Here is a 22,395-nt window from a genome sequence, read left to right as displayed (position 1 = left end):
TTTTTGTTGACACAAAGTATTACACGTCAGGTGGCGTTTCCGCCTCACTATACGTTGATAAAAGCTGTAAGAACTTATATTTTGCATTCACTGCTTTATTGGCTTGCAGATGCAGCTTATCAGCGGTAAGTGGTTCTAACGTTTCAAGCCGTTTAAAACGCTGCTCTTTTAGCAAGGTATCCGTTAACATTTCTGTGCTAGGTGGTCTTGAGTCTAGTGTCAAGGCTGATTTACCCTCTAAAACACGACGTGGATCATAGCGGAACAGTGGCCAGAATCCTGATTTAACAAGATCCTTCATCTGTTCATGTGATTTGGCCAAGTCATAGCCATGTTCTTCACAAGGACTGTAGGCAATGATAATTGATGGTCCGTCATAAGCTTCAGCTTCTTGAATCGCTTTAATGGTCTGATTCAATTGCGAGCCTAATGCAATTTGAGCAACATAAACATGACCATACATCATCATGCTAACGCCAAGATCTTTGCGCGCTTTTTGTTTACCTAAGTCTGCAAATTTAGAGACAGCACCCATTGGGGTCGCCTTAGACTGTTGACCACCGGTGTTTGAGTAGCACTGAGTATCAAGCACAAGGATGTTAACATTTTCAGTTAAACTCATGACATGATCTAAACCACCAAAGCCAATATCATATGCCCAACCGTCGCCACCGATAGCCCATACGGACTTATCAATGAGGTAGTCAGCATGTGCAATTAATTCTTTAGCAGCGGTCGATTGCACCGTCTCTAATTGTCGGCGTAATTGTTCAATTAACTGACGTTTTTCAACCAATGGCGTTTCGACGGCTTTAATTCCGACAACTAAATCTGGCGGTACCTCAGCAGCAACTTCATCCAGTAAGCGCATTGCACGAATTTTATGATGGTTATATGTTAAGCGATAACCCAGTGCAAATTCAGCATTGTCTTCAAATAAAGAGTTAGCCCAAGCGGGGCCTCGACCATTACGGTCGGTTGTATAAGGTGATGAAGGTAAGTTACCACCATAAATCGATGAACAACCTGTGGCATTTGCGATTGCCAGATGATCACCGTAAAGCTGGGTGAGTAATTTAATATAAGGTGTTTCACCACAACCGGCACAAGCACCGGAGTATTCAAAGAGAGGCGTTAATAGTTGTGAGGTACGGATATCAATTCGTTCGATGGTATTAGGATCACGATCGGGTAAATTAATAAAGTAATCGTAGTTTTCTTTTTGTACTTCAAGATTATCAATACGCGATGCCATATTGATTGATTTAACATCAAAATCGTTACGATCACGTGAAGGACAAACTTCGACGCATAAATTACAACCCGTACAATCTTCAGGCGCAACTTGTAAAACATAACGTTGGCCTTTCATATCACGTGCTTTAACTTCCAGTGAACTGAGGGTTGATGGCGCATCTTCCATCTCTTCTGGTGTCACGACTTTTGCTCGTATTGCTGCATGTGGACATGCCACCACACAATGGTTACATTGTGTACAAAGATCCGGTCTCCAAATTGGCACCTCTTCGGCGATATTACGTTTTTCCCATTTCGTTGTACCGGTAGGCCATGTTCCATCTGGTGGGAATGCTGATACTGGTAAGGTATCGCCAATACCCGCTAACATCGCTGCTGTCACGGTTTTAACAAAATCAGGTGCATTATCAGGAACAATCGGTGGCATAGAACGGCTGGTTTGATCAACGCAGGTCAATGGAATATTTTCCAATGAATTCACCGCCATATCTATCGCTTTCCAGTTGCGTTCAACCAATTCTTGTCCTTTACTACTGTATGCTTTTGCGACCACATCTTTTAGTTTTTCAGTCGTAAAATCCTTTTTGAAAATTTCAGCTAAATAAAAGAATACCGCTTGCATCACGGTATTAATACGCGCACCTAATTCACATTCACGGGCAATTTTGGCTGCATTGATAATATAAAAGTGAGCGCGTTTTTTAATTAATTCAGCTTGGACTTCTTTTGGAAGACGGTGCCAAACGTCTTCTTTGCTGTATGGCGTATTAAGTAAAAAGACACCATCTTCTTTTAAATGTTCGACAATATGGTATTTATCAATAAATTGATCTTGATGGCAGCCAATAAAATGAGCGCTATTGATTAAATATGATGACTCAATAGGATCCATGCTAACCCGTAAATGGGAAACAGTGAGTCCCCCAGCTTTTTTAGAGTCGTAGACAAAATAGCCTTGTACATGGAAAGGTGTGCTATCACCAATAATTTTAATATTATTTTTTGTTGCTGATACGGTACCATCACTACCAAGACCGTAGAATAATGCCTCTAAGGCTGATTTTTGCGGAATGGATTGATTTGGTAATGGAAGCGATAAGCCCGTAATATCATCGAAAATCCCAACGGTAAAACGTGGGCGTGGTTGTTCTAGAGACAATTCATTAAAAATTGCCAGAACACAACGTGGATCAAACTCTTTAGAAGATAACCCATAGCGACCACCAATAATGAGTGGTAATGACTGGCGTTGGCCTCGTGATACGGCTTCGGCAAAAGCTGTCATAACATCAAGATAAAGCGGTTCGGCCAGTGCGCCTGGTTCTTTCGTCCTATCAAGGACGGCGATTTTTTTCACTGATTGTGGAATCACATCAAGTAAATGTTTAGCTGAAAATGGGCGATATAATCTCACTACCACCACACCCACTTTTTCATTTTGCGCTAACAAATGCTCAATCACTTCTTTTGTCGTTCCAATTGCAGAACCCATTAAAATGATAATACGCTCTGCATCTGGTGCACCATAATATTCAAATGGTTGGTAGCTGCGCCCTGTGTCTTGTTCAAATGCGCGCATTGCGTCATAGACATATTGATACGTGTTATCATAGTACGTATTAATTGCTTCACGGCATTGGAAAAATGTATCTGGGTTAGCTGATGTCCCACGAATAACCGGCGCATCAGGTGTGAGGGCCCGGGCTCGATGAGCAGCTATAGCCTGATGGGGTAACAGATTTTTAATGGTTTCATCACTAATAGGGGTGATTTTATTAATTTCATGCGAGGTTCTAAAACCATCAAAAAAATGAATAAAAGGGACACGGCTATTAAAGGTTGCTATTTGAGAAATTAATGCAAAATCTTGTGCCTCTTGTACAGAACTTGCACATAACATCGCACAACCAGTTTGACGAACAGCCATGACATCGGAGTGATCACCAAAAATAGATAATGCGTGTGTTGCTACCGTTCGGGCTGCGACATGGAGCACAAATGGCGTGAGTTCCCCTGCAATTTTATACAGCGAGGGAATCATTAACAATAAGCCCTGTGATGACGTAAATGAAGTGGAGAGCGCACCAGTCATTAAAGCACCGTGCACAGTAGAAATTGCGCCCGCTTCAGATTGCATTTCGATTACTTTGGGAATATCACCAAAAACATTCTTTTTATTAAATTCTGACCAGGTATTTGCTTGTTCGGCCATTGTTGAACTTGGTGTAATAGGGTATATCGCAATGACTTCGTTAGCGCGATAAGCGACCGAAGATACGGCGCTATTTGCATCTGTTGTAATCATTAAAAAACCTTTTATTTTATGTGGCTATGACATTACTTTTTGCTTTATAACAGACTATTGTAACAGAAACTCAAAAACTTTGAGCGATTATTGCATTAAAACTTTTATCGATAATAACCTTGTGGCTTGTACTGACAAATACCGTGATTCGCTTATCATAATATGCCATCACGACCTTGTATAAAAGGTCATCAATTGGTGTATTTATTAAGCAAATTGGTTAAGGTAATACTTCTATCAATTATTTTGTTCCAATTATTAATTTATTTTATGGCAAAATGTCAAATAGTTACTGGATAAATGCCAAGACATACGATAGCATTATCCCACCAGTTTTAATATCAACGACGATCTTTTATTTTGAGGGTTTTATGCGTAAACATTTCTATTTATGGATTATGGCATTTTGTGCAGTCATTTTTTTAAATGCATGTGATAATCAAAAAAAACAAGATGAAGTAAAACAAGATTCAACAGAACAAGTACAAACGATTGTCATTGGCTTAGATGATGATTTCCCTCCAATGGGGTTTCGTGATCAAAATAATGAGCTAGTCGGTTTTGATATCGATCTTGCTCGTGAAGCGGCTAAAAGAGCAAATTTAAATATTGAATTTAAACCCATTGACTGGTCAGCCAAAGAAGCTGAACTTAATAGTGGTCGTGTTGATGCGTTATGGAATGGTTTAACAATTACCGATTACCGTAAAGAAAACATTTTATTTTCAAAACCTTACATGATCAATCATCAAATTATTGTGGTCAGTCCTGATAGTGGCATTAAAACTAAAGCAGATTTAGCTGGCAAAATTATTGGGTTACAAAATGGTAGTAGTGCACTCGATGCTGTCAATGCCGATCCTATTCATCAATCGTTTACTTCGCTTAATCAATATGCTGATAATGTGACGGCATTACTTGATTTAGCCAATCAACGCTTGGATGCGGTTGTGGTAGATGGCGTAGTTGGTCACTATTATGTCGCTAAAAAACCAAATGATTATGTCGTATTACAAGACAACTTTGGTCAAGAAGAGTATGGTGTCGGTTTTAGAAAAGATAATGTAGAATTGCAACAAAAAATTCAACAAGCTTTAGATAGCATGATTGCTGATGGTACCGCTGCTAAAATTTCTGAAAAATGGTTTGGTACAGATGTAACAAAATAAAGTCTAATACGCTTGTTTTGCTTAAACGCGGCCCAATTTTGGACTGCGTTGTTGTTTTTATAGGATTATAAATGGATTACTTACTGCAAATTATCCAACAAATATGGGTCAGTATACAACTTTCAGTCAACTATTGTATTGATATTTCACCGCAATTATGGGTTGGTGCAAAGCTAACATTAGGTTTATTTATCATTACCTTGTTGTTATCGATACCTTTTGGATTATTACTTGCGCTAATGCGCCTATCTAAATTTAAAATTTTAAGTTATTTGGTCAATGCTTATATCTGGTTAATGCGCGGAACGCCATTAATGTTACAGATATTTTTTATCTATTTTGCACTCCCCATGCTTGGAATTCGGTTTGATAGTTTTTCAACAGCAGTCATCGCCTTTAGTTTAAACTACGCAGCTTATTTTGCTGAAATTTTCAGAGCAGGTATCCAAGGTGTAAATAAAGGACAATATGAAGCGGCTAAAACGTTAGGAATGAGCTATAGCCAGACGATGTGGCGAGTCGTATTGCCACAGATGGTTAAAAAGATTCTTCCACCATTGAGCAATGAAACCATTACACTCGTTAAAGATACATCATTAGTTTATGTTCTGGCATTACAAGATCTAATGCGAATTGCTTATCAATTAGTGAAACGTGATTTTGATTTATCACCGTTTTTTATTGCTGGGATTTTTTATCTGTTTATGACACTTATTTTAACGTTGCTTTATCAAAAACTGGAGAAATATTATGCCCGCTACGATGACTAATATTATGATTAATGCAAAGCAAATATATAAATCATTTGGCAACTTAGCGGTATTAAAAGGGGTTGATTTAACGGTAGCAAGGTCTGAAGTTGTTGTCATCATTGGTTCATCTGGTTCAGGTAAATCAACGCTATTACGTTGTTTAAACCACCTTGAAAAAATTGACTCAGGTGATATTGCGATCGAAAATGAATGGATGGTTCAAAATAATGCGGATAACCAAGCTATTTACCAACCTGATCGTGATATTAAACGGATATGTTCCAAAATGGGGATGGTGTTTCAACACTTTAATTTGTTTCCCCATATGACGGTATTACAAAATATTATTGAAGCGCCGATAACCGTGAAAAAAATGAAACGGGAAGAGATTATTCCTATCGCGCGTGAACTGCTACAAAAAGTCGGTTTATCGAATAAAGAAAATGATTATCCATCACAGTTATCCGGCGGTCAAAAACAACGTGTTGCGATTGCCAGAGCGCTTGCGATGCAGCCAGATATTATGCTGTTTGATGAACCAACCTCAGCACTCGATCCAGAATTGACTGGCGAAGTTTTAAAGACCATGCAAAAACTGGCTGAAGATAAAATAACCATGGTGATTGTCACTCATGAAATGGGCTTTGCGCGTGAAGTGGCTGATAAAGTCGTCTTTATGGATGGCGGTGTTGTTGTTGAACAAGGTAATGCTGAAGACGTATTAGTTAACCCTGAGCACCCTAGAACGCGTGAGTTTTTATCGCGTTTTATTAGCTAGTTAATTTATTGGATTAATACTGTTTAATCATTTTTTGCATGTAAAGGACCGAATTATTTTTTATTAAAGCAATAAATAGAGCAGTTTATATAGTGTTTGTTGAACTGTATTGTGCTGTGCTTTAATAATGAAATTGACGATTATCAATACGATGAAAATAGGATTTATTGGTGCCGGCAAGGTCGGTAGTACATTAGCAAAATATTTTATTTCACAGGGAATCTCTGTTGCTGGTTTCTATAGTCAATCTTTCGCTAATGCCGAGCAAGTTTGCCAGTTTACTGGATGTAAACCTTACACAAGTATCGCTGCATTGCTAGATGATAGTGACGTTATCTTGATAACGGTACCCGATAGTCAAATTGCAAACGTTTGGTCTGAACTGTGTTTATTACCACTCAACAATAAACTTGTTGGTCACTGTAGTGGTTTACTCTCATCAGATATCTTTATGTTCAATCAATCTGTGTATCCGTTTGGTTTTTCTCTGCACCCTCTATACGCGATTTATGATCGATTCACTTGCTATCAATCAATGCATCATGCTTATTTCACTCTCCAATCGGATAGTGAAACAGTACTTAATCAGCTGCAACACATTTTTACTGCATTACCTAATCACATCAGCGTGATAGATGGGGCTCAAAAATCACTTTATCATGCAGCCTGTGTATTGTTAAGCAATCATGTCATTGCTTTAGCTCAAATCGGTAGTGATATGTTGAAGCAATGTGGTTTAGATGAGCAATTTAGTGAACAAGCTTGGCACCCATTATTTTTGGGTAATGCACAGTCATTGTGTCAATACGGCACGCTTGCTGCATTAACTGGACCGATTGAACGGGCCGATGTTGAGACCATAAAACAGCACCTTACTGCATTATCACCGGACATTAAACCCTTATATCAACAATTATCCTTAGTTTTATTAAAAATTAGTCAGCAAAAACATCCTCAACGGGACTACCAACCATTACAATTGGAGTTGCTACCTTGAAAAAAACGGTTCTTACTTTACAAAAACGTAAGCAAAGTAAACAGAAAATTACGATGCTTACTGCATACGATTACACCACTGCAAAATTAATGGATGACAGCGGTGTAGATTGCTTATTAGTGGGTGATTCATTAGGCATGGTCATGCTTGGGTATGACACAACCGTTTCGGTCACTATGGACGATATGATTCACCATTCTAAAGCGGTCGCTAGGGCTGCAAAATCGGCCTTGGTTGTGACGGATTTACCCTTTATGTCGTATCACGCATCGGTTTATGATGCCGTTTATAATGCGGGGCGTCTTATCAAAGAAGGTCATGCGCATGTGGTTAAATTGGAAGGTGGCCGTGCTTTTAGTGAACATATTAAAATGATTACTCAAGCATCTATTCCGGTTATTGCGCACATTGGCTTGATGCCACAATCTGTTTTAGCATTAGGTGGTTTCAAAGTGCAGGGTAAAGATTACCAAAATGCTAAAAATATCATTCTTGATGCATTAGCGGTGGAGCAAGCTGGTGCAATTGCCATTTTACTCGAATGCGTGCCCGCGCCACTTGCGACTTTGATTTCAGAACTGGTTAGTGTTCCCACTATCGGTATTGGTGCTGGCGTTGGTTGTGATGGTCAGGTGCTGGTTTATCAAGACATGCTTGCGATGTATGACGGCGTTTCCTCTAAATTTACTAAAGCATTCGCCCCAGTAGGTGAACAGATGAAAACCGCATTTAAAGCCTATTGTGATGACGTCATCAACCATCAATTTCCTGCGCCGATACATGAATTTACGATTGATGAACACATTATGCAAAACCTTAGACAAGCGTTTTTGGCTTCAGACAGGAGAGATGATTAATGATCGTTGTCACAACCATTGCACAAGTTCGTGAAACTGTGAAAGCTTGGCGCCAAGCTGGCGAAACGATTGGCTTAGTGCCTACGATGGGATTTTTGCATGAAGGTCACCAAAGTTTGATGGCAGAAGCGAAAAAAAACAATCATAAAGTGATCGTCTCCATTTTTGTTAATCCTATGCAATTTGGGCCATCAGAAGATTTAGCCAGTTACCCTCGCGATCTTGATAGCGATACGGTAGCGTGTCAACAGATGGGCGTTGATATGATTTTTTGTCCAACCGTAGACCAGATGTATGATAGCTATTTTAACAGTATGGTTGATGTTGACGGTATCACACAAGCGCTATGTGGTCAAAAGCGTCCGGGCCACTTTAAAGGGGTCTGTACTGTTGTCAGTAAATTATTTAATATTACCGCGCCAGACCGTGCTTATTTTGGTCAAAAAGATGCTCAGCAACTTGCTGTCATTAAACGAATGGTGAATGACTTGAATTTCGATATAGAAATTATCGGTTGTCCTATTATTCGTGAAGCAGATGGTTTGGCTAAAAGCTCTCGTAATAGCTATTTATCACCGCAAGAGCGTATTGCGGCACGTTGTCTGTTTGAGGCGATTCAATCAGCCCAAAAGTTAATTCAACAAGGTGAAAAATCAGTAGACGTGATCAATACTGAAATGCAATCAATCATCAACCAACAACCGTTGGCTAAAATAGATTATATTGAGTTTGTCGATTTACAAACATTTAAACCTGTCACCAGGCTGACTCAAGATAGTTTGTGCGCATTGGCTGTGTTTATTGGTAAAACACGTTTAATTGATAATTTCATTTACCAACAAGGACGTTAATTATGCAACTGACTTTATTAAAAAGTAAAATCCATCGTGCTACGGTTATGCAAGCAGAGCTTGATTATGTCGGTAGTATTACTATTGATCAAAACTTATTGGATGCCGCTGGCATGCTTGAGTATGAAAAAGTGCAAATCGTTAATATCAACAATGGTGAACGGTTTGAAACGTATATCATTGCTGGTCAAGCAGGCAGTGGACTCATTTGTTTAAATGGTGCGGCAGCTCGCCTAGTACAAAAGGGTGATAAGATCATTATTATGACATATGCTCAGTTATCTGATTTAGATGCCAAAACACATCAGCCTAACGTCGTTTTTGTTGATGATAATAATCAGATTACGCGCACGTCACGCTATGAAAAACATGGTAAATTAGCCGATATGTAACATGTTGAAATGTATTTCATACCTACTCGAGGATAAACAATGAATAAAAAACGGTTCGCTGTCCTTTATTGCATCATTGTTACTCCTCTTATGCTATGTTTACTCTTTTTGGCAATGGAAGTACTCATTAGTATTGGCGTGTATTTACGCTACCAAAGATTTGATTTTGACGGCGGCTTATTGAAAATAGCATTTAAGCTAGTGCCTTTATTTTGTTTGTTAGGTGCGGTTTTTTGGTATTTAGAGTGTCGGCGATTAAAGGTGAGGTTACCATTTATTAATGATAATCGTGAGACGCGTTGGGTTGAAGCGGCAAATAGTATAGCAGAAGATATTCACGCAAAAGTTCACTGCCCTGAATGTCAACAGGCTTTTTTAGAGATAAATATTTCATTGAATGAACACAAACAAGAACGGCGTCATATGTCGTGTCCGAATTGCGCTGTTGAACACATAATCAGAATGCTGTAAAACATAACAACTTTTTTCCAATATTAAAAAGGCGCATTATGCGCCTTTTTAATGATTTGATTATTCAATACATAACTCAACTGGTTGATACTTTCTGACATCAAATAATCCCGTAGAGGTTAATTTGAGTTCAGGAATAACCGGTAAAGTCATAAAGACTAAGGTCATTAATGGATGAGCCTTCGGGTTAATACCAAATGATTCTTTTGCAACGCGAATCATATGATGCAGTTCATCAGCAACCTCTTGTGCCGATTTATCTGACATGAGTCCCGCTACGGGTAAAGCAAGGTGAGCTAAAATTTTACCGTTTTGACAAAGCGAAAAACCACCACCCATAGACTCAACATCTTTAACCGCTGCAAGCATATCGGCATCATTATCACCGACAACAACAAGGTTATGTGAATCGTGAGCAACAGTCACCGCAATGGCACCATTTTTAAGGCCATAGTTTGCAAGAATACCCAAACCAATATTACCTGTTGCATGGTGACGTTCAATAACAGCCAATTTATTTAAACCAGGATTATTTTTGACATCAAAGTTGCCATGGGCATCTTTTTTTACATCAATTTGCAGATGTGCAGTTAATACACTACCAGGCTTAACGCCGATTGCGTTCACTTTTTCTGTTTTAAGTGGCAAAGTAAAACTGTGTTCTGACAATGCTGGTAAACGCACTGTATTAAGGACAGTATCAGCAACATAATCAGGCCATTCAACGAGTAATTTACCATCACGAGCGACTTCTTGACCGGCAACGAATACGTGTTTTGCTTCAAAAGATTTAAGATCTTTAACGATTAATAAATCTGCATCAAAGTTAGGGGCAATTGCGCCTTTGCCTTTTAAACGGAAACATTCAGCCGCATTCAGGGTTGCAAGGGTGATGGCAATAAGTGGATCTAAACCATGTTCCACTGCTAAACGTAGACTTTTATTAATATGGCCTGTTTCTAAAATATCAGAGGGTTCACGGTCATCAGTACAAAGCACACAACGACGAGCATTAGCTGGGGTAATGGCAGGTAATAAATTGAGTAAGTCTTTACAGGTTGAACCTTCACGTAACAGAACATATTGACCTAAACGAATACGATCAAGCATCTCTTGAGTCGTACTGCACTCATGATCAGTCATAATGCCGCCCATCACGTAAGCAGTCAGATCTTTTCCTGTCACACCGGGGCTATGACCATCAATAACACGATCGTGATCTTTAGCCATCCACAATTTATTCATCATTTTTTCGTCGTGATGAATAACACTTGGGTAATCCATGACTTCACCCAGTCCTTTCACACCCGGTTCGTTAATTAATTTGACCAAGTCTTCGGCTTCTAACACACAGCCTGCTTGTTCAAAAGGTGTTGCTGGAACACATGACGGTAACATTATTTGGACATTTAAAGGGGTTTTACGTGATGCTTCAAGCATATAACGGATACCATCAAGCCCACAAACATTACCAATTTCATGTGGATCGGCAATAATCGTTGTCGTCCCAAAAGGTAAAATGCAACGAGCAAACTGAGGCGGTGTTAATGATGATGATTCGATATGAACATGACCGTCAATAAGACCCGGCATTACATAACCACCACCCGCATCAAGTGTTTTTTTGGCTTTATAATCGGCGCCATAACCGACAATTTTACCATGCCCAATGGCCAGTGGACCGTCAACGATCAGTTGGTTATACACATCAATAACTTTACAATTGGTAATTAACAGATCAGCGTCTTTTCTGCCTGCTGCCATATCAATTAAATCATTTAGTTGTTCTCTTTTTGTCATGAGGAACCTCAGCTATTTGCAAATTATTTTTGCATGATAAAGAAGATAGGCGGCATTTGCCACCTATTATTTTTATTACTATTTTTATGCATTATCCATACGATTAATGATGGCATTTTGGATGCAGTTTACCGTGTGTACAACCACATTTAAATACTGGGTCCATGACGGCTTGATCATGGAAATCAATCACGCCTAGATCGGTAATCGCAAAATCAGGGATTGCAGTAATTTGTAAACAACACATATAGAATAATGGATCAGGTAAGTCACAACCTAATTCACGGGCAAGTTTTAATAATTTTTCTTCTTCTTGCGCCATCGTGTGTGGATCAAGGTCAGAGACTATGCCGCAAATAGGTAATGGTAAGAAACCAACGACTTTACCGTGATTGACAATAACTTGCCCGCCACCGTTTTGTGCTAAATGATTAATCGCAATAGCCATGTCTTCTGAGTTCGTACCGATACAGACCACATTATTGTCATCTGGTGCACAAGAACTTGCCATCGCGCCTGATTTTAATTTCCAACCAGAACAGAATCCTACTTTTGGTTTACAATCTGTTTTACCAAAACGCTCAATAACGGTAGCGTAGATAGCATCATTTTCGACATCGGGTAGTACAACACCATCTTTAACTTGTAATTCCACTTGGCGACCACGACGAACAAAAGGGATATTAAAATCAACATCTAATGATAAAGCATGCACTTTGGCTTCTTTAACATCTGTTCTGACTTTCATATCATCTGCGGTTACTGGTTTTAATTTCATGCTTTGTAGTAATACATCGCTGCGTTTTGGTGGTACAAACTCGTATACAGTTTGATTATTCTCAACGACTAATTGACCTTTTGCAATTACAGTATCAATTTCAAATTTCACTAAATCTTCAACTAATAAAATGTCGGCAAAGCGACCCGGTGATACAGAACCCACTAAGTGGTCAATGCGGTAGGCTTCAGCAGAGTTAATGGATCCCATTTGGATAGCAGTTAATGGATCAACACCATTTGCAATTGACATACGAATAAGTTTGTCCATGTGACCATTCGCCACGATATCAGAAGCAATAACGTCATCAGTACAAAAACTAACACGACGTGATAAACGAGGATTTAAATGTGTAATGACTTTTACGTTTTCTTCTAAGAAGTGTGAAATAGACGATTCGCGAATGATAACATTCATTCCTTTACGGATTTTTTCCATCATTTCAGTGTGATCATAACTTTCATGGTCAAGTCTGACGCCCGCACATAAGATTGAGTTTAGCTTATGACCGCGAGTCATTGGTGCACAACCAAAAATAGGTAAACGATTAATGCGAGCATATTCAATCGCTTTCATTACGTCACTGTGTTGATTTTCAATAAATTCACTAACGGTTTCCCAAACACCAAATACTTCAGGCCATTTTTGTACTTCAGCATGGGTTTTAGCAGTCACATTAAAACCGACATTACTTTGTGGTAACGTATAAGGTGTTAAAAATGGTAGACCCCAGAATACTTTAAGTGGGGTACCATCAATCTCAGTTAAGATTTCTTTAATCCCATCAAGTCCTGCTGTGACAATATATTGATCAAGTCCTGAAATAATACTGGTTGTACCATGTGGTAACACCGCTTTTGCAAAACTGGTCATTGATAATTTACTACATTCAATATGTAAGTGACCATCAATTAAACCTGGGACGATGTATTTTCCTTTTGCATCGATGGTTTTAGTTTTTTCACCAACATAACCCGATACATCACCTGTTGCAACAATGCGTGATTTATAGATAGCCACGTCTGCAGGGTAAATTTCAGCTGAGTTAACGTTGACCAATTGACCATTGGTAATCACAAGATCTGCAGGAATCTTAGCTGCTCCCGCATCAATCATTTCACAGATATCTTCTTTATACATTGAAGTCATAATCATATTCCTATTTTTTGCAATAAAATTAAATGTCGTTGTCTGCAATCGGCAGACGTGCCACCCAGTCTGTGGCTTTAACAATCAATAAGGTTTTTTCAGTCCTTATCGACCCAAATTTTGAGATTCGTTTTCGCTTTTCACTCTTAAAGGAAAATATAACGGACTAAAAAGAGTGCTGCCATCACAACCGAACATACGGTTAAATCTTTAAAGCGACCACAACACACTTTCATAAACACAAAAGTGATAAAGCCTGTCGCGATGCCTTCTGTAATCGTGAAACTAAATGGCATCATAATCATTGCTACAAATGCCGGCACGGCTTCAGTTAAATCATCCCATTTTACGCGAGCTAAATCAGATGCCATTAAAACACCAATGTAAATGAGTGCACCGGTTGTAGCATAAAGCGGTACCATTTTTTCAAGTGGTGATAAAAATACCGCAAAAAGAAATAAGATACCTACACCGAGCGCCATCATGCCGGTTCGCCCACCAACGGCAACGCCTGATGCGCTTTCAACATAAGCGGTTACGGCAGATGTGCCCATGGCTGAACCTAAAGCGGAACTGGCACTATCAATATAAAGTGAACGTTGCTGATTTGGGTAACGTCCGTTTTCATCGGCAAGACCAGCTTTATCGGTTACAGCGATAAATGTCCCTGAAGATTCAAATAAGTTAATAAGCATGACGGATAAAATGATACCAACGAGCGAGATTTCAAAAATATTTTGGAAATCAAGTTGACCGACTACGCCACTAATATCGGGTGGTAAACTGACAACGCCATGATAGACGACATCAGGATCAATTGCCCAACCAATTAACGTGACCGCAACAAATGAAAGTAAAATTGAAGAGTTCCAACCACGTTGTGCAAGCACTGCAACAATTAAAAAGCTTAAGCAACCAAGCACAAAAGGGATTGAGGTTGGGTCGCCTAATCGAACCATCGTGTCAGGATCAGCAACAATGATATTGGCATTGTGTAAACCAATTAACGTGATTAGCAATCCACAGCCACTACTTACACCAATACGAATCGAAAAAGGAATATTTGAAATCATCCAATAACGTAAGCGAAATAATGACAATAAAAACAGTCCAGCGGCACCCATAAATACTAAGGTCATACCTGTTTGCCAGGTGAGCCCCATTGACCCAACTAAAACATAAGCAAAATAGGCATTGATTCCCATACCTGGTGCTAATGCAATCGGTAGCTTAGCCACGATGCCCATAGCCATACAAGCAATACCTGTAATCAAAGCTGTGGTGACAAAGACCGCTTGAGAATTCATCCCTGCGTCACCTAAAATTTTAGGGTTGACAAAAACAATATAAACCATGGTGATAAAAGTGGTGAAACTTGCAATTAGCTCAGTTTTGAGCGTAGTCTTATTTTCCTGAAATTGGAAATAGCGATCCAAAAACGATCGTTTAGTCGTTGAGTCAGTAGTAGCCACGGGAAAACTCCAAAAGATGGATTAGAAAAGAGAACAGAAATGTTTTACGAATGTTGTTAATCATGCGAAAAATTATGTCTAACATCAGTTACTTTGGCGCGGGGTACGCTAATACTAGTCACTGTTGTTTGAGGTGCGCATTATAGCAATGTTGATCAAAGTGAGCTATTTAAATTATCAAATTTTTTTATTTTTATTGCGTTAATGTGCTTTTTTATAAATTATTTTATTGATTTAAATCATATTTTCTTTTATCCATTTGATGAACGCTTTGACTTTAGGATTACGTTGATTCGTCGCTGTTACGATGTAATAGCGTTGTTTACATGTCGTTGCCATGTGTTTAAATGGGGTGATCAGTTCACCTGATGCGATAAATTTTTCGATAATGTGTTTTCGTCCCATTGCTATTCCAACGTGGTTAATTGCTGCGGTTACGGCTAAATCTGAACGGTCAAACAGCATCATGGGTAATTCAAAAAAATCATAATTCAAGTTAAATTGTGTCTGCCATGTTTGCCATTCATCAAAATTAGAATCATAACCCCAAGCCTGATTATCATGTAATAAAGTACAATTTTTTAAATTATCGATTTGTTCATTTAAATGATATTTCTGGGCATACTGTGGACTACATACCGGGATAATGGTTTCTTGCATTAAATGATAAATATTTAATTCGTCATAATTCAAATCATCATAATAAATCGCTAAATCAATGCGGTGGCGATTGAAATTGACAATTTCGTTACCCGTCAAAATATTGAGCGTAATGTAAGGGTGCTTTTGTGTAAATTCAGATAAGCGTGGCACAAGCCAACCTTGAGCAAACGAGGGCCTCGAATATACAGTTAATGTGCCGGTGAGTTCCTGACTTTTAATTTCCAATATTTCTTGGTTAAGAATGGCCAATGATTTTTTGAGTACATTAAAAAGATTCTCACCATCTTGAGTCAGTTCAATACGGCGGTGAAAACGATGGAATAATTTAAAATTTAGTTCTTCTTCGAGCTTATTTATTTGATGACTGACCGCGCTTGGACTAATACATAACTCATCAGCCGCTTGGGCAAATGAACGATGGCGCGCAGCAGCTTCAAATGTGTGTAATTTAGCTAATTGGTAGCGTGAAACCAGTCGATTGTTTGTAATAAAGCGATCATCATCAAACATAGCTTTCTCCTTTTAGATGTATTTAACGCGATATAATGAATTAAATATAACTAAATGAACATTAATTGTCATTTTTATGATGTTAATCACATTTTTGATTCAATTTAGCTCATGTGAAAGCGATATTTTATCGTTTGTCAGTGGTGCACGAATCACATGTAATATTCAACATACTTTTTAGCTTATAGGAGAACAAGATGGATTCACAACTTTGGATTCTTGGTGTGTTGATAACCAGTATTTTGTTAATTGTTATTACGATTGTTAAATTTAAACTGCATCCTTTTTTAGCCTTATTACTATCGAGCTTTTATGTGGGGGCGCTGATGGGGATGAAGCCATTGACGATGATTAGCGCCATCGAAGACGGAATTGGCGGCACCCTTGGCTTTTTAGCCGCAGTTATTGGTTTAGGGACCATTCTCGGTAAGATGATGGAAATATCGGGTGCGGCTGAACGCATTGGTATCACTTTACAAAAATGCCGTTGGTTATCGCCTGATGTCATAATGGTATTAGTGGGATTAATTTGTGGTATTACGTTATTTGTGGAAGTAGGGGTTGTGCTATTGATTCCATTAGCCTTTTCCATTGCCAAAAAGACAAAAACGTCGTTATTAATGCTAGCCATTCCATTATGTACGGCATTAATGGCCGTACATTGTATTGTACCACCCCACCCAGCAGCACTGTATGTGACCAATGCATTAGGCGCAGATATTGGTAGTGTGATTTTATATGGTTTAATTATTGGATTGGCGGCTTCATTAGTCGGTGGGCCTATTTTCTTACGTATTATTAAAAATAAAATGCCATTTAAAGCGGTACCAGAACAGTTTTCAGATCTTAAAGTACGAACGGAAGATGAGCTGCCTTCATTGGGTGCAACATTATTTACCGTATTGCTACCGATTGTGCTTATGCTTATTAAAACAACCGCAGAACTCAATATGGATAAACAAAATCCATTTTATGCAATATTAGAATTTATTGGTAATCCAATTACTGCGATGTTTATTGCTGCCTTTGTTGCTTATTATATATTAGGCATCAGACGCCATATGGCGATGAGCACTTTACTTACGAATACGGAAGATTGCTTTTCGTCAATTGCAAATATTCTGTTAATCATAGGCGCAGGCGGTGCATTTAACGGCATTTTAAAAGCCAGTGGATTAAGTGATGGTTTGGCTCAAATATTATCACAGTTAGATATGCATCCTATTTTATTAGCTTGGCTAGTCGCGATTATTTTGCACGCTGCCGTGGGATCGGCAACCGTTGCAATGATGGGAGCAACGGCAATTGTCTCGCCGATGCTTGCTATGTATCCGGATGTGAGCCCCGAAATTATCACCTTAGCGATTGGCTCTGGGGCGATAGGTTGTACAATTGTTACCGATTCTTTGTTTTGGCTTGTTAAACAGTATTGTGGGGCAACAATGACCGAAATTTTTAAATATTATACAACTGCAACGTTTATTGCATCTTTAGTTGCATTAATGGGCACATTCCTTTTATCTTATATTGTTTAGTGATTCAACACTAAGGGGCAAAAATGACTCAACTTGATATACAAAACCTTGTCGCTAATTATCCATTAGTGGACAGACTTATCAAACTTGAACCAACTTGTTGGTTTAATTTCAATATCACCAGCTTGGCGGAAGGGTTGCCGTATGTAGGGCTTGATCAAACCAATATTGCAGATGCCAGTGAACGTTTAACCCGCTTTGCGCCATATTTGGCGTTAGCGTTTCCTGAAACAGCAGCAACAAATGGCATTATTGAATCCGCAGTGGTTGAGATTCCTGCAATGAAAAAAGCGTTACAACAACGTTATGATGTTACGATTGCAGGGCAGCTATTATTAAAAAAAGACAGTCATTTGCCTATTTCAGGTTCGATTAAAGCTCGCGGCGGCATTTATGAAGTATTAACACATGCAGAAAAGCTGGCTATCGAGCAGGGTTTACTGTCAAAAGAAGAGGATTATAGCAAACTGTTTAGCGATCAGTTTAAACAGTTTTTTAGTCAATACAGTATCGCTGTCGGTTCAACCGGTAATCTTGGATTATCGATCGGTATCATGAGTGCAAAATTAGGCTTTAACGTGAGCGTTCACATGTCGGCGGATGCACGTGAATGGAAAAAACAAAAACTGCGTGCTAATGGTGTTAATGTTGTTGAATATGAACAAGATTATGGTGTCGCCGTTGAACAGGGACGTAAAGCGGCAGAATCCGATCCTAAATGTTTCTTTATTGATGATGAAAATTCTAAAACTTTATTTTTAGGCTATTCCGTTGCTGGCCAACGCTTAAAACATCAATTTAATGAGATGGGCATAAAGGTCGATCGCGAGCATCCGTTATTTGTTTATCTTCCTTGTGGCGTTGGTGGTGGGCCAGGCGGGGTTGCTTTTGGATTGAAAATGGCATTTGGTGATCATGTGCATTGTATTTTTGCCGAGCCAACACATTCCCCTTGTATGTTATTAGGGGTCTATACTGGGCTGCATGACAACATTGCCGTGCAAGATTTGGGCATCGATAATCTCACCGCAGCAGATGGCTTGGCGGTTGGTCGTGCATCCGGTTTTGTTGGTCGCGCGATGGAGCGTTTGTTAGATGGTTTTTATACGTTATCGGATCAAGAAATGTATCATCTGTTAGCATTACTTGATAAAACTGAAGACATTCAGTTAGAACCTTCGGCTCTAGCCGGTATGATGGGGCCTATTGTGGTTAGTCAACATTCAGACTATTTAAACCGTATGCATTTTACTGATCAACAGTTACAAAAGGCGACTCATCTTGTTTGGGCAACCGGGGGGGGTATGGTACCTCAAGCTGAAATGGCGAAGTATTTAAGTGCTACTGTAGATTAAGATGGGATTACCGACAAATATCATTCATTGATCTTTGTCGGTGTCATAATATAAAATCATTATTTTTACACTATAATTATACCTTATGACAATAATTTAACGAAAATGGGCCAGCTTTCGTTTACTATTAATTGACTAAATATACCGAATAGCATTTACTGAACAACCGTTACAAAAAGTGACTCACCTTGTTTGGGCAACCGGTGGTAGTATGGTACCTCAAGCCGAAATGGCGAAGTATTTAAGTACTGCTGTAGATTAAGATGGGATTACCGACAAATATCATTCATTGATCTTTGTCTATGTAATAGCATAAATTCACTATTTTTACACTATAATCATACCTTATGACAATAATTTAACGAAAATAGGACGTTTACGTTTGTCCATCAATTGACTAAATACTGACAATAGTGATAAAGGTCTTTTAATAATGCCAATTTATTGGGTTGATGCTGATGAACTAAGGCTAACTGTTCTAGTTCAACTAAATAGTGGTTAACGACTTCATGACTCAACTTATCACGGCACACATCTCGCCATTGAATTTTTTCTCTATCATTAAGAGTTTCAGGATAGTTACGTGCTTTATAACGGAAAAAAAGCGTTTTTAACCGGCTATCATGCGGATCAATGGACAATGTCGCAAGATGTTCTGGCGCGGTTTGGCGTATTAGGTCACAAATCGATTTATCATTTTGATCAAAAAAGCCTTGATAAATTTGGCCATCCACATCATGACTTGCTTGATATGCAATTTGTTCACTAAATATGGTCTGAATTTTTTCTTGAATCGAAATTTGATTCTCTTTGATTAACACTAGATTCTGATGGCAATTTTCCAGATCAAGCGATAAACGTTTTGCATTATCTGCTGATAACGTTTTGGCTGGAGCAATGATCGGGCACTTATTCATGTGAATGAGTTTGAGTGGAATACGAGATTCGTCATCCGCAAGATTTTCACTTTTTGTATACAGTTTTTGTTTAATTTGCTCAGCAGTTAAGGATAATAATACATTGATATCGCCAGCTAAATCACAGACAACCACCACATTTGATTGTGTGGGATGCCATGCAATCGGTACAATTAACGTGATATTCCCCCGATGAGAACCTAGCATACCGGAAATATGAACAAGTGGCGTCATTTTCACAATATCAATCAAGTCAGCAACATTTTTTTTATTGCGTAGCATAAAAAAATAGTCAAACAATTTTGGCTGTTGTTGTTTTATTAATTTAGCCATTTCAATGGTTGCATAAACATCTGACATCGCATCGTGAGCGTTTTGATGGCTAATGTGATTTGCTTGTGTTAAATGCTCTAAACGGAAACTGGCATAACCTTGTTCATTCAGTGGCCAATGAATTCCGTCAGGTCTCAGTGCATAACATGCCCTTACAATATCGAGCAAATCCCAACGTGAATTGCCATTTTTCCAGCTATAGGCATAGGGATCATAAAAGTTTCGATATAAAATATTACGCGTCACTTCATCATCAAAACGGATATTGTTATAACCTAAAATGCAGGTGTTGGGTCGACTAAATTCAGCATGAATTTTTTGTGTAAATTCAGCCTCACAAACCCCTTTAAGTTGGGTTTCTTGAGGTGTAATGCCCGTAATTAACACGGCGTGTGGATTAGGAAGATAGTCTGCAGATTGTTTACAATAAATGATTAATGGTTCTTCAATGATATTGAGATTAATATCCGTACGAATACCTGCAAACTGAGCAGGGCGATCAAAGGCAGGATCGGTGCCAAATGTTTCATAATCGTGAAAGTAAAAACTGGGTTGTTCAATATCATTCATATTTGTATCTAATTCTACATTTTTATTCATTATATTAATGTGTTGTAAGTTTATATTGTTTGATTTTTTGTGTATTGATATTTTGAAACTTTTTACATCGTAAACTTACTTTTTTTAAAGAGTGAGTAAATGATTTGGTTTTAAATTGTGTTCATCATGCCATTATAACTATCAGCAACACATAGGAAAGAACTATATTAAAACAACGACTCACCAGAAATAAACTCTTTATTAGGATAACACAAAAGGTCTTGATTGCATTAAATGATTATTTAGATTATGGGTAATGAGGTACTAATTAACGATAAAAGAAAATCGTAGCGCATAAATATTTGTAAAATTCATTTAATCAGATATTCGTGCAAGATAGTTTACGAATCAGAAAAATTAAATCTAAAAAAGTCAGATTAATCTATATTTTATTTAAATTATTCATAAATCGCTGTATTGACAGGAAAAGTCTAAGCTCATTAATCAGATTTGCCTTGAACATTAAGAAATATTCTTATCGTTTGTATTATATGTGATTCTATATCCTTATCATATATTGCAAAATTTTAACAATTCGATACACTGGTTATATTTACAGTGTGTTGGTGTGGAGATTATGATGCTTAGGGTTGATGTTTTATTATCAAAAGATGATAAGGTGCCTAAACAATTAAGTGAGGCACTACAAAATGAATTAGATAAAAGGATTTCTGCTTTATATAATTCTGCTATTGTTCGGGTTCGTATTAGTTCGAGTAAAAGCGTAGATGTTTCGGGTTGTAATAAAGATGATAAAGAGAAAGTATTAAAAATTATTGAGAACGTTTTTAATAGTGATGAGTGGTTACCTGAATAGTTATTAAGTTATTATCTTAATGAAGCAACAATACACAGCTAATCGTGAGGTTTTTTACTAAAATTTGAGTAGGCTAAACCATGAATTATGCTGTGGTGTATTCTCTGTCTATATCTGTCTTATAGGAGTTGATTTGAAATTAAAAATTTCATACCATTAATCTAATTTATATAAGAGGGTTAAAAATTTGAAAAAGTTAATATTGGTGTTCGTATCCGGTCTGTTTACGTTTTTCCTTTCAGCATGTACTTCTGTAAGAGTGAATCATATTGATGAAAGCCATAAAATAGATAAAATATGTATTGAAGAAAATAATGCAGTGATATTTAATGAGTTTATTGATTCAATTACGAACAGAATTGAGTATCATGGAATAAAAACAATTCTATTTGCTAAAGAACATAAACCACTAGGATGTGATTATACATTATGGTATACCGCTTTAAGAAGCTGGGACTTTTCTCCATATTTATCACACGCAGAACTAAAACTCTATAAAAATAATCAATTAATTGGCGAAGCTACTTACCATTTAAACGGCGGTGGAGGCCTATCTTTGTCTAAATGGGCATCGGTGTCTACTAAAATGAATCCTGTGGTTGATGAGCTATTAAATAAAAAAATGCGATAGTAATTT

General features: G+C 38.0%; 18 protein-coding genes and 1 pseudogene. 13 read left to right on the top strand and 6 right to left on the bottom strand.

Annotated features, from left to right (window positions below; translation table 11 throughout):
* Window positions 1-19 precede the first annotated feature (19 nt).
* Window positions 20-3,562, bottom strand: a complete 3,543-nt coding sequence (gene nifJ, locus ABEA36_RS05540; RefSeq protein WP_345489654.1) for a pyruvate:ferredoxin (flavodoxin) oxidoreductase — start codon at window positions 3,560-3,562, stop codon at window positions 20-22.
* A gap of 371 nt (window positions 3,563-3,933) precedes the next feature.
* On the opposite strand from nifJ, the gene ABEA36_RS05535 reads away from it, so the two are divergent.
* The 8 genes from ABEA36_RS05535 to ABEA36_RS05500 all read left to right on the top strand — a co-directional run bounded on the left by ABEA36_RS05535 (window position 3,934) and on the right by ABEA36_RS05500 (window position 9,829).
* A complete protein-coding gene (locus tag ABEA36_RS05535) occupies window positions 3,934-4,731 on the top strand; it encodes an amino acid ABC transporter substrate-binding protein (protein WP_345489650.1) in 798 nt (265 codons plus the stop codon).
* Window positions 4,732-4,802: 71 nt separating this feature from the next.
* Window positions 4,803-5,501: an amino acid ABC transporter permease gene (locus tag ABEA36_RS05530; protein WP_345489648.1), complete on the top strand. Its 699-nt coding sequence runs from the start codon at window positions 4,803-4,805 to the stop codon at window positions 5,499-5,501.
* Window positions 5,502-5,505: 4 nt separating this feature from the next.
* Window positions 5,506-6,261 carry an amino acid ABC transporter ATP-binding protein gene (locus ABEA36_RS05525; RefSeq protein ID WP_345489646.1) on the top strand — a complete coding sequence of 252 codons (756 nt, stop codon included), beginning with the start codon at window positions 5,506-5,508 and terminating at the stop codon, window positions 6,259-6,261.
* A gap of 127 nt (window positions 6,262-6,388) precedes the next feature.
* Window positions 6,389-7,258 (top strand): Rossmann-like and DUF2520 domain-containing protein, encoded by an 870-nt coding sequence (locus tag ABEA36_RS05520; protein WP_345489644.1) that lies wholly within the window; start codon window positions 6,389-6,391, stop codon window positions 7,256-7,258.
* A complete protein-coding gene (panB, locus tag ABEA36_RS05515; protein ID WP_345489642.1) occupies window positions 7,255-8,115 on the top strand; it encodes a 3-methyl-2-oxobutanoate hydroxymethyltransferase in 861 nt (286 codons plus the stop codon). Before ABEA36_RS05520 ends, panB begins: the two co-directional genes overlap by 4 nt.
* Window positions 8,115-8,966, top strand: a complete 852-nt coding sequence (gene panC / locus ABEA36_RS05510) for a pantoate--beta-alanine ligase (RefSeq protein ID WP_345489640.1) — start codon at window positions 8,115-8,117, stop codon at window positions 8,964-8,966. Before panB ends, panC begins: the two co-directional genes overlap by 1 nt.
* A 2-nt stretch (window positions 8,967-8,968) precedes the next feature.
* Window positions 8,969-9,358 (top strand): aspartate 1-decarboxylase, encoded by a 390-nt coding sequence (panD, locus tag ABEA36_RS05505; RefSeq protein ID WP_345489638.1) that lies wholly within the window; start codon window positions 8,969-8,971, stop codon window positions 9,356-9,358.
* A 39-nt stretch (window positions 9,359-9,397) separates the two neighbouring features.
* The gene (locus tag ABEA36_RS05500; RefSeq protein WP_345489636.1) at window positions 9,398-9,829 is read left to right on the top strand and encodes a hypothetical protein; all 432 of its coding nucleotides are present in this window, start codon (window positions 9,398-9,400) and stop codon (window positions 9,827-9,829) included.
* Between the two features lie 60 nt (window positions 9,830-9,889).
* On the opposite strand, the gene ade is transcribed toward ABEA36_RS05500, so the two are convergent.
* The 4 genes from ade to dsdC all read right to left on the bottom strand — a co-directional run bounded on the left by ade (window position 9,890) and on the right by dsdC (window position 16,201).
* Complete coding sequence (ade, locus tag ABEA36_RS05495) at window positions 9,890-11,629, bottom strand: adenine deaminase (RefSeq protein WP_345489634.1); 1,740 nt, start codon at window positions 11,627-11,629, stop codon at window positions 9,890-9,892.
* 103 nt (window positions 11,630-11,732) lie between these two features.
* Window positions 11,733-13,547 (bottom strand): adenine deaminase, encoded by a 1,815-nt coding sequence (locus tag ABEA36_RS05490; protein ID WP_345490872.1) that lies wholly within the window; start codon window positions 13,545-13,547, stop codon window positions 11,733-11,735.
* A 155-nt stretch (window positions 13,548-13,702) separates the two neighbouring features.
* Window positions 13,703-15,028 carry an NCS2 family permease gene (locus tag ABEA36_RS05485; RefSeq protein ID WP_345489632.1) on the bottom strand — a complete coding sequence of 442 codons (1,326 nt, stop codon included), beginning with the start codon at window positions 15,026-15,028 and terminating at the stop codon, window positions 13,703-13,705.
* A gap of 234 nt (window positions 15,029-15,262) precedes the next feature.
* Window positions 15,263-16,201 (bottom strand): DNA-binding transcriptional regulator DsdC, encoded by a 939-nt coding sequence (gene dsdC, locus ABEA36_RS05480; protein WP_345489630.1) that lies wholly within the window; start codon window positions 16,199-16,201, stop codon window positions 15,263-15,265.
* 197 nt (window positions 16,202-16,398) lie between these two features.
* Between dsdC and dsdX the strand changes: the two genes are divergently transcribed.
* The 3 genes and pseudogenes from dsdX to ABEA36_RS13260 all read left to right on the top strand — a co-directional run.
* Entirely contained in the window at window positions 16,399-17,736 is a 1,338-nt protein-coding gene (dsdX, locus tag ABEA36_RS05475) for a D-serine transporter DsdX (RefSeq protein WP_345489628.1), read from the top strand.
* A gap of 23 nt (window positions 17,737-17,759) precedes the next feature.
* Window positions 17,760-19,091, top strand: a complete 1,332-nt coding sequence (dsdA, locus tag ABEA36_RS05470) for a D-serine ammonia-lyase (protein WP_345489626.1) — start codon at window positions 17,760-17,762, stop codon at window positions 19,089-19,091.
* Between the two features lie 157 nt (window positions 19,092-19,248).
* A pseudogene (locus ABEA36_RS13260) lies at window positions 19,249-19,353 on the top strand (hypothetical protein); the annotation flags it as partial.
* Window positions 19,354-19,480: 127 nt separating this feature from the next.
* Here ABEA36_RS13260 and sbcB read toward each other — a convergent pair.
* On the bottom strand, window positions 19,481-20,911 hold the full coding sequence (gene sbcB, locus ABEA36_RS05465) for an exodeoxyribonuclease I (protein ID WP_345489624.1): 1,431 nt from the start codon (window positions 20,909-20,911) through the stop codon (window positions 19,481-19,483).
* Window positions 20,912-21,521: 610 nt separating this feature from the next.
* Here sbcB and ABEA36_RS05460 point away from each other — a divergent pair.
* Window positions 21,522-21,758 carry a DinI-like family protein gene (locus tag ABEA36_RS05460; protein WP_345489622.1) on the top strand — a complete coding sequence of 79 codons (237 nt, stop codon included), beginning with the start codon at window positions 21,522-21,524 and terminating at the stop codon, window positions 21,756-21,758.
* A 187-nt stretch (window positions 21,759-21,945) separates the two neighbouring features.
* Window positions 21,946-22,389, top strand: coding sequence for an Sbal_3080 family lipoprotein (locus ABEA36_RS05455; protein WP_345489620.1), 444 nt, complete (start codon window positions 21,946-21,948; stop codon window positions 22,387-22,389).
* The last annotated feature ends 6 nt before the right edge of the window (window positions 22,390-22,395 follow it).

The organism is Orbus sasakiae, from assembly GCF_039542345.1.
Lineage (GTDB): Bacteria > Pseudomonadota > Gammaproteobacteria > Enterobacterales > Orbaceae > Orbus > Orbus sasakiae.
This window is presented reverse-complemented; position numbering and strand designations above follow the sequence as displayed.

Coding starts and splice junctions, on each gene's coding strand:
- ABEA36_RS05530 (WP_345489648.1), top strand. CDS start 4,803: ATGGATTACTTACTGCAAATTATCCAACAAATATGGGTCAGTATACAA.
- ABEA36_RS05490 (WP_345490872.1), bottom strand. CDS start 13,547: ATGTATAAAGAAGATATCTGTGAAATGATTGATGCGGGAGCAGCTAAG.
- ade (WP_345489634.1), bottom strand. CDS start 11,629: ATGACAAAAAGAGAACAACTAAATGATTTAATTGATATGGCAGCAGGC.
- panD (WP_345489638.1), top strand. CDS start 8,969: ATGCAACTGACTTTATTAAAAAGTAAAATCCATCGTGCTACGGTTATG.
- panC (WP_345489640.1), top strand. CDS start 8,115: ATGATCGTTGTCACAACCATTGCACAAGTTCGTGAAACTGTGAAAGCT.
- ABEA36_RS05460 (WP_345489622.1), top strand. CDS start 21,522: ATGCTTAGGGTTGATGTTTTATTATCAAAAGATGATAAGGTGCCTAAA.
- ABEA36_RS05535 (WP_345489650.1), top strand. CDS start 3,934: ATGCGTAAACATTTCTATTTATGGATTATGGCATTTTGTGCAGTCATT.
- ABEA36_RS05500 (WP_345489636.1), top strand. CDS start 9,398: ATGAATAAAAAACGGTTCGCTGTCCTTTATTGCATCATTGTTACTCCT.
- ABEA36_RS05520 (WP_345489644.1), top strand. CDS start 6,389: ATGAAATTGACGATTATCAATACGATGAAAATAGGATTTATTGGTGCC.
- ABEA36_RS05525 (WP_345489646.1), top strand. CDS start 5,506: ATGATTAATGCAAAGCAAATATATAAATCATTTGGCAACTTAGCGGTA.
- dsdC (WP_345489630.1), bottom strand. CDS start 16,201: ATGTTTGATGATGATCGCTTTATTACAAACAATCGACTGGTTTCACGC.
- dsdA (WP_345489626.1), top strand. CDS start 17,760: ATGACTCAACTTGATATACAAAACCTTGTCGCTAATTATCCATTAGTG.
- nifJ (WP_345489654.1), bottom strand. CDS start 3,562: ATGATTACAACAGATGCAAATAGCGCCGTATCTTCGGTCGCTTATCGC.
- sbcB (WP_345489624.1), bottom strand. CDS start 20,911: ATGAATGATATTGAACAACCCAGTTTTTACTTTCACGATTATGAAACA.
- dsdX (WP_345489628.1), top strand. CDS start 16,399: ATGGATTCACAACTTTGGATTCTTGGTGTGTTGATAACCAGTATTTTG.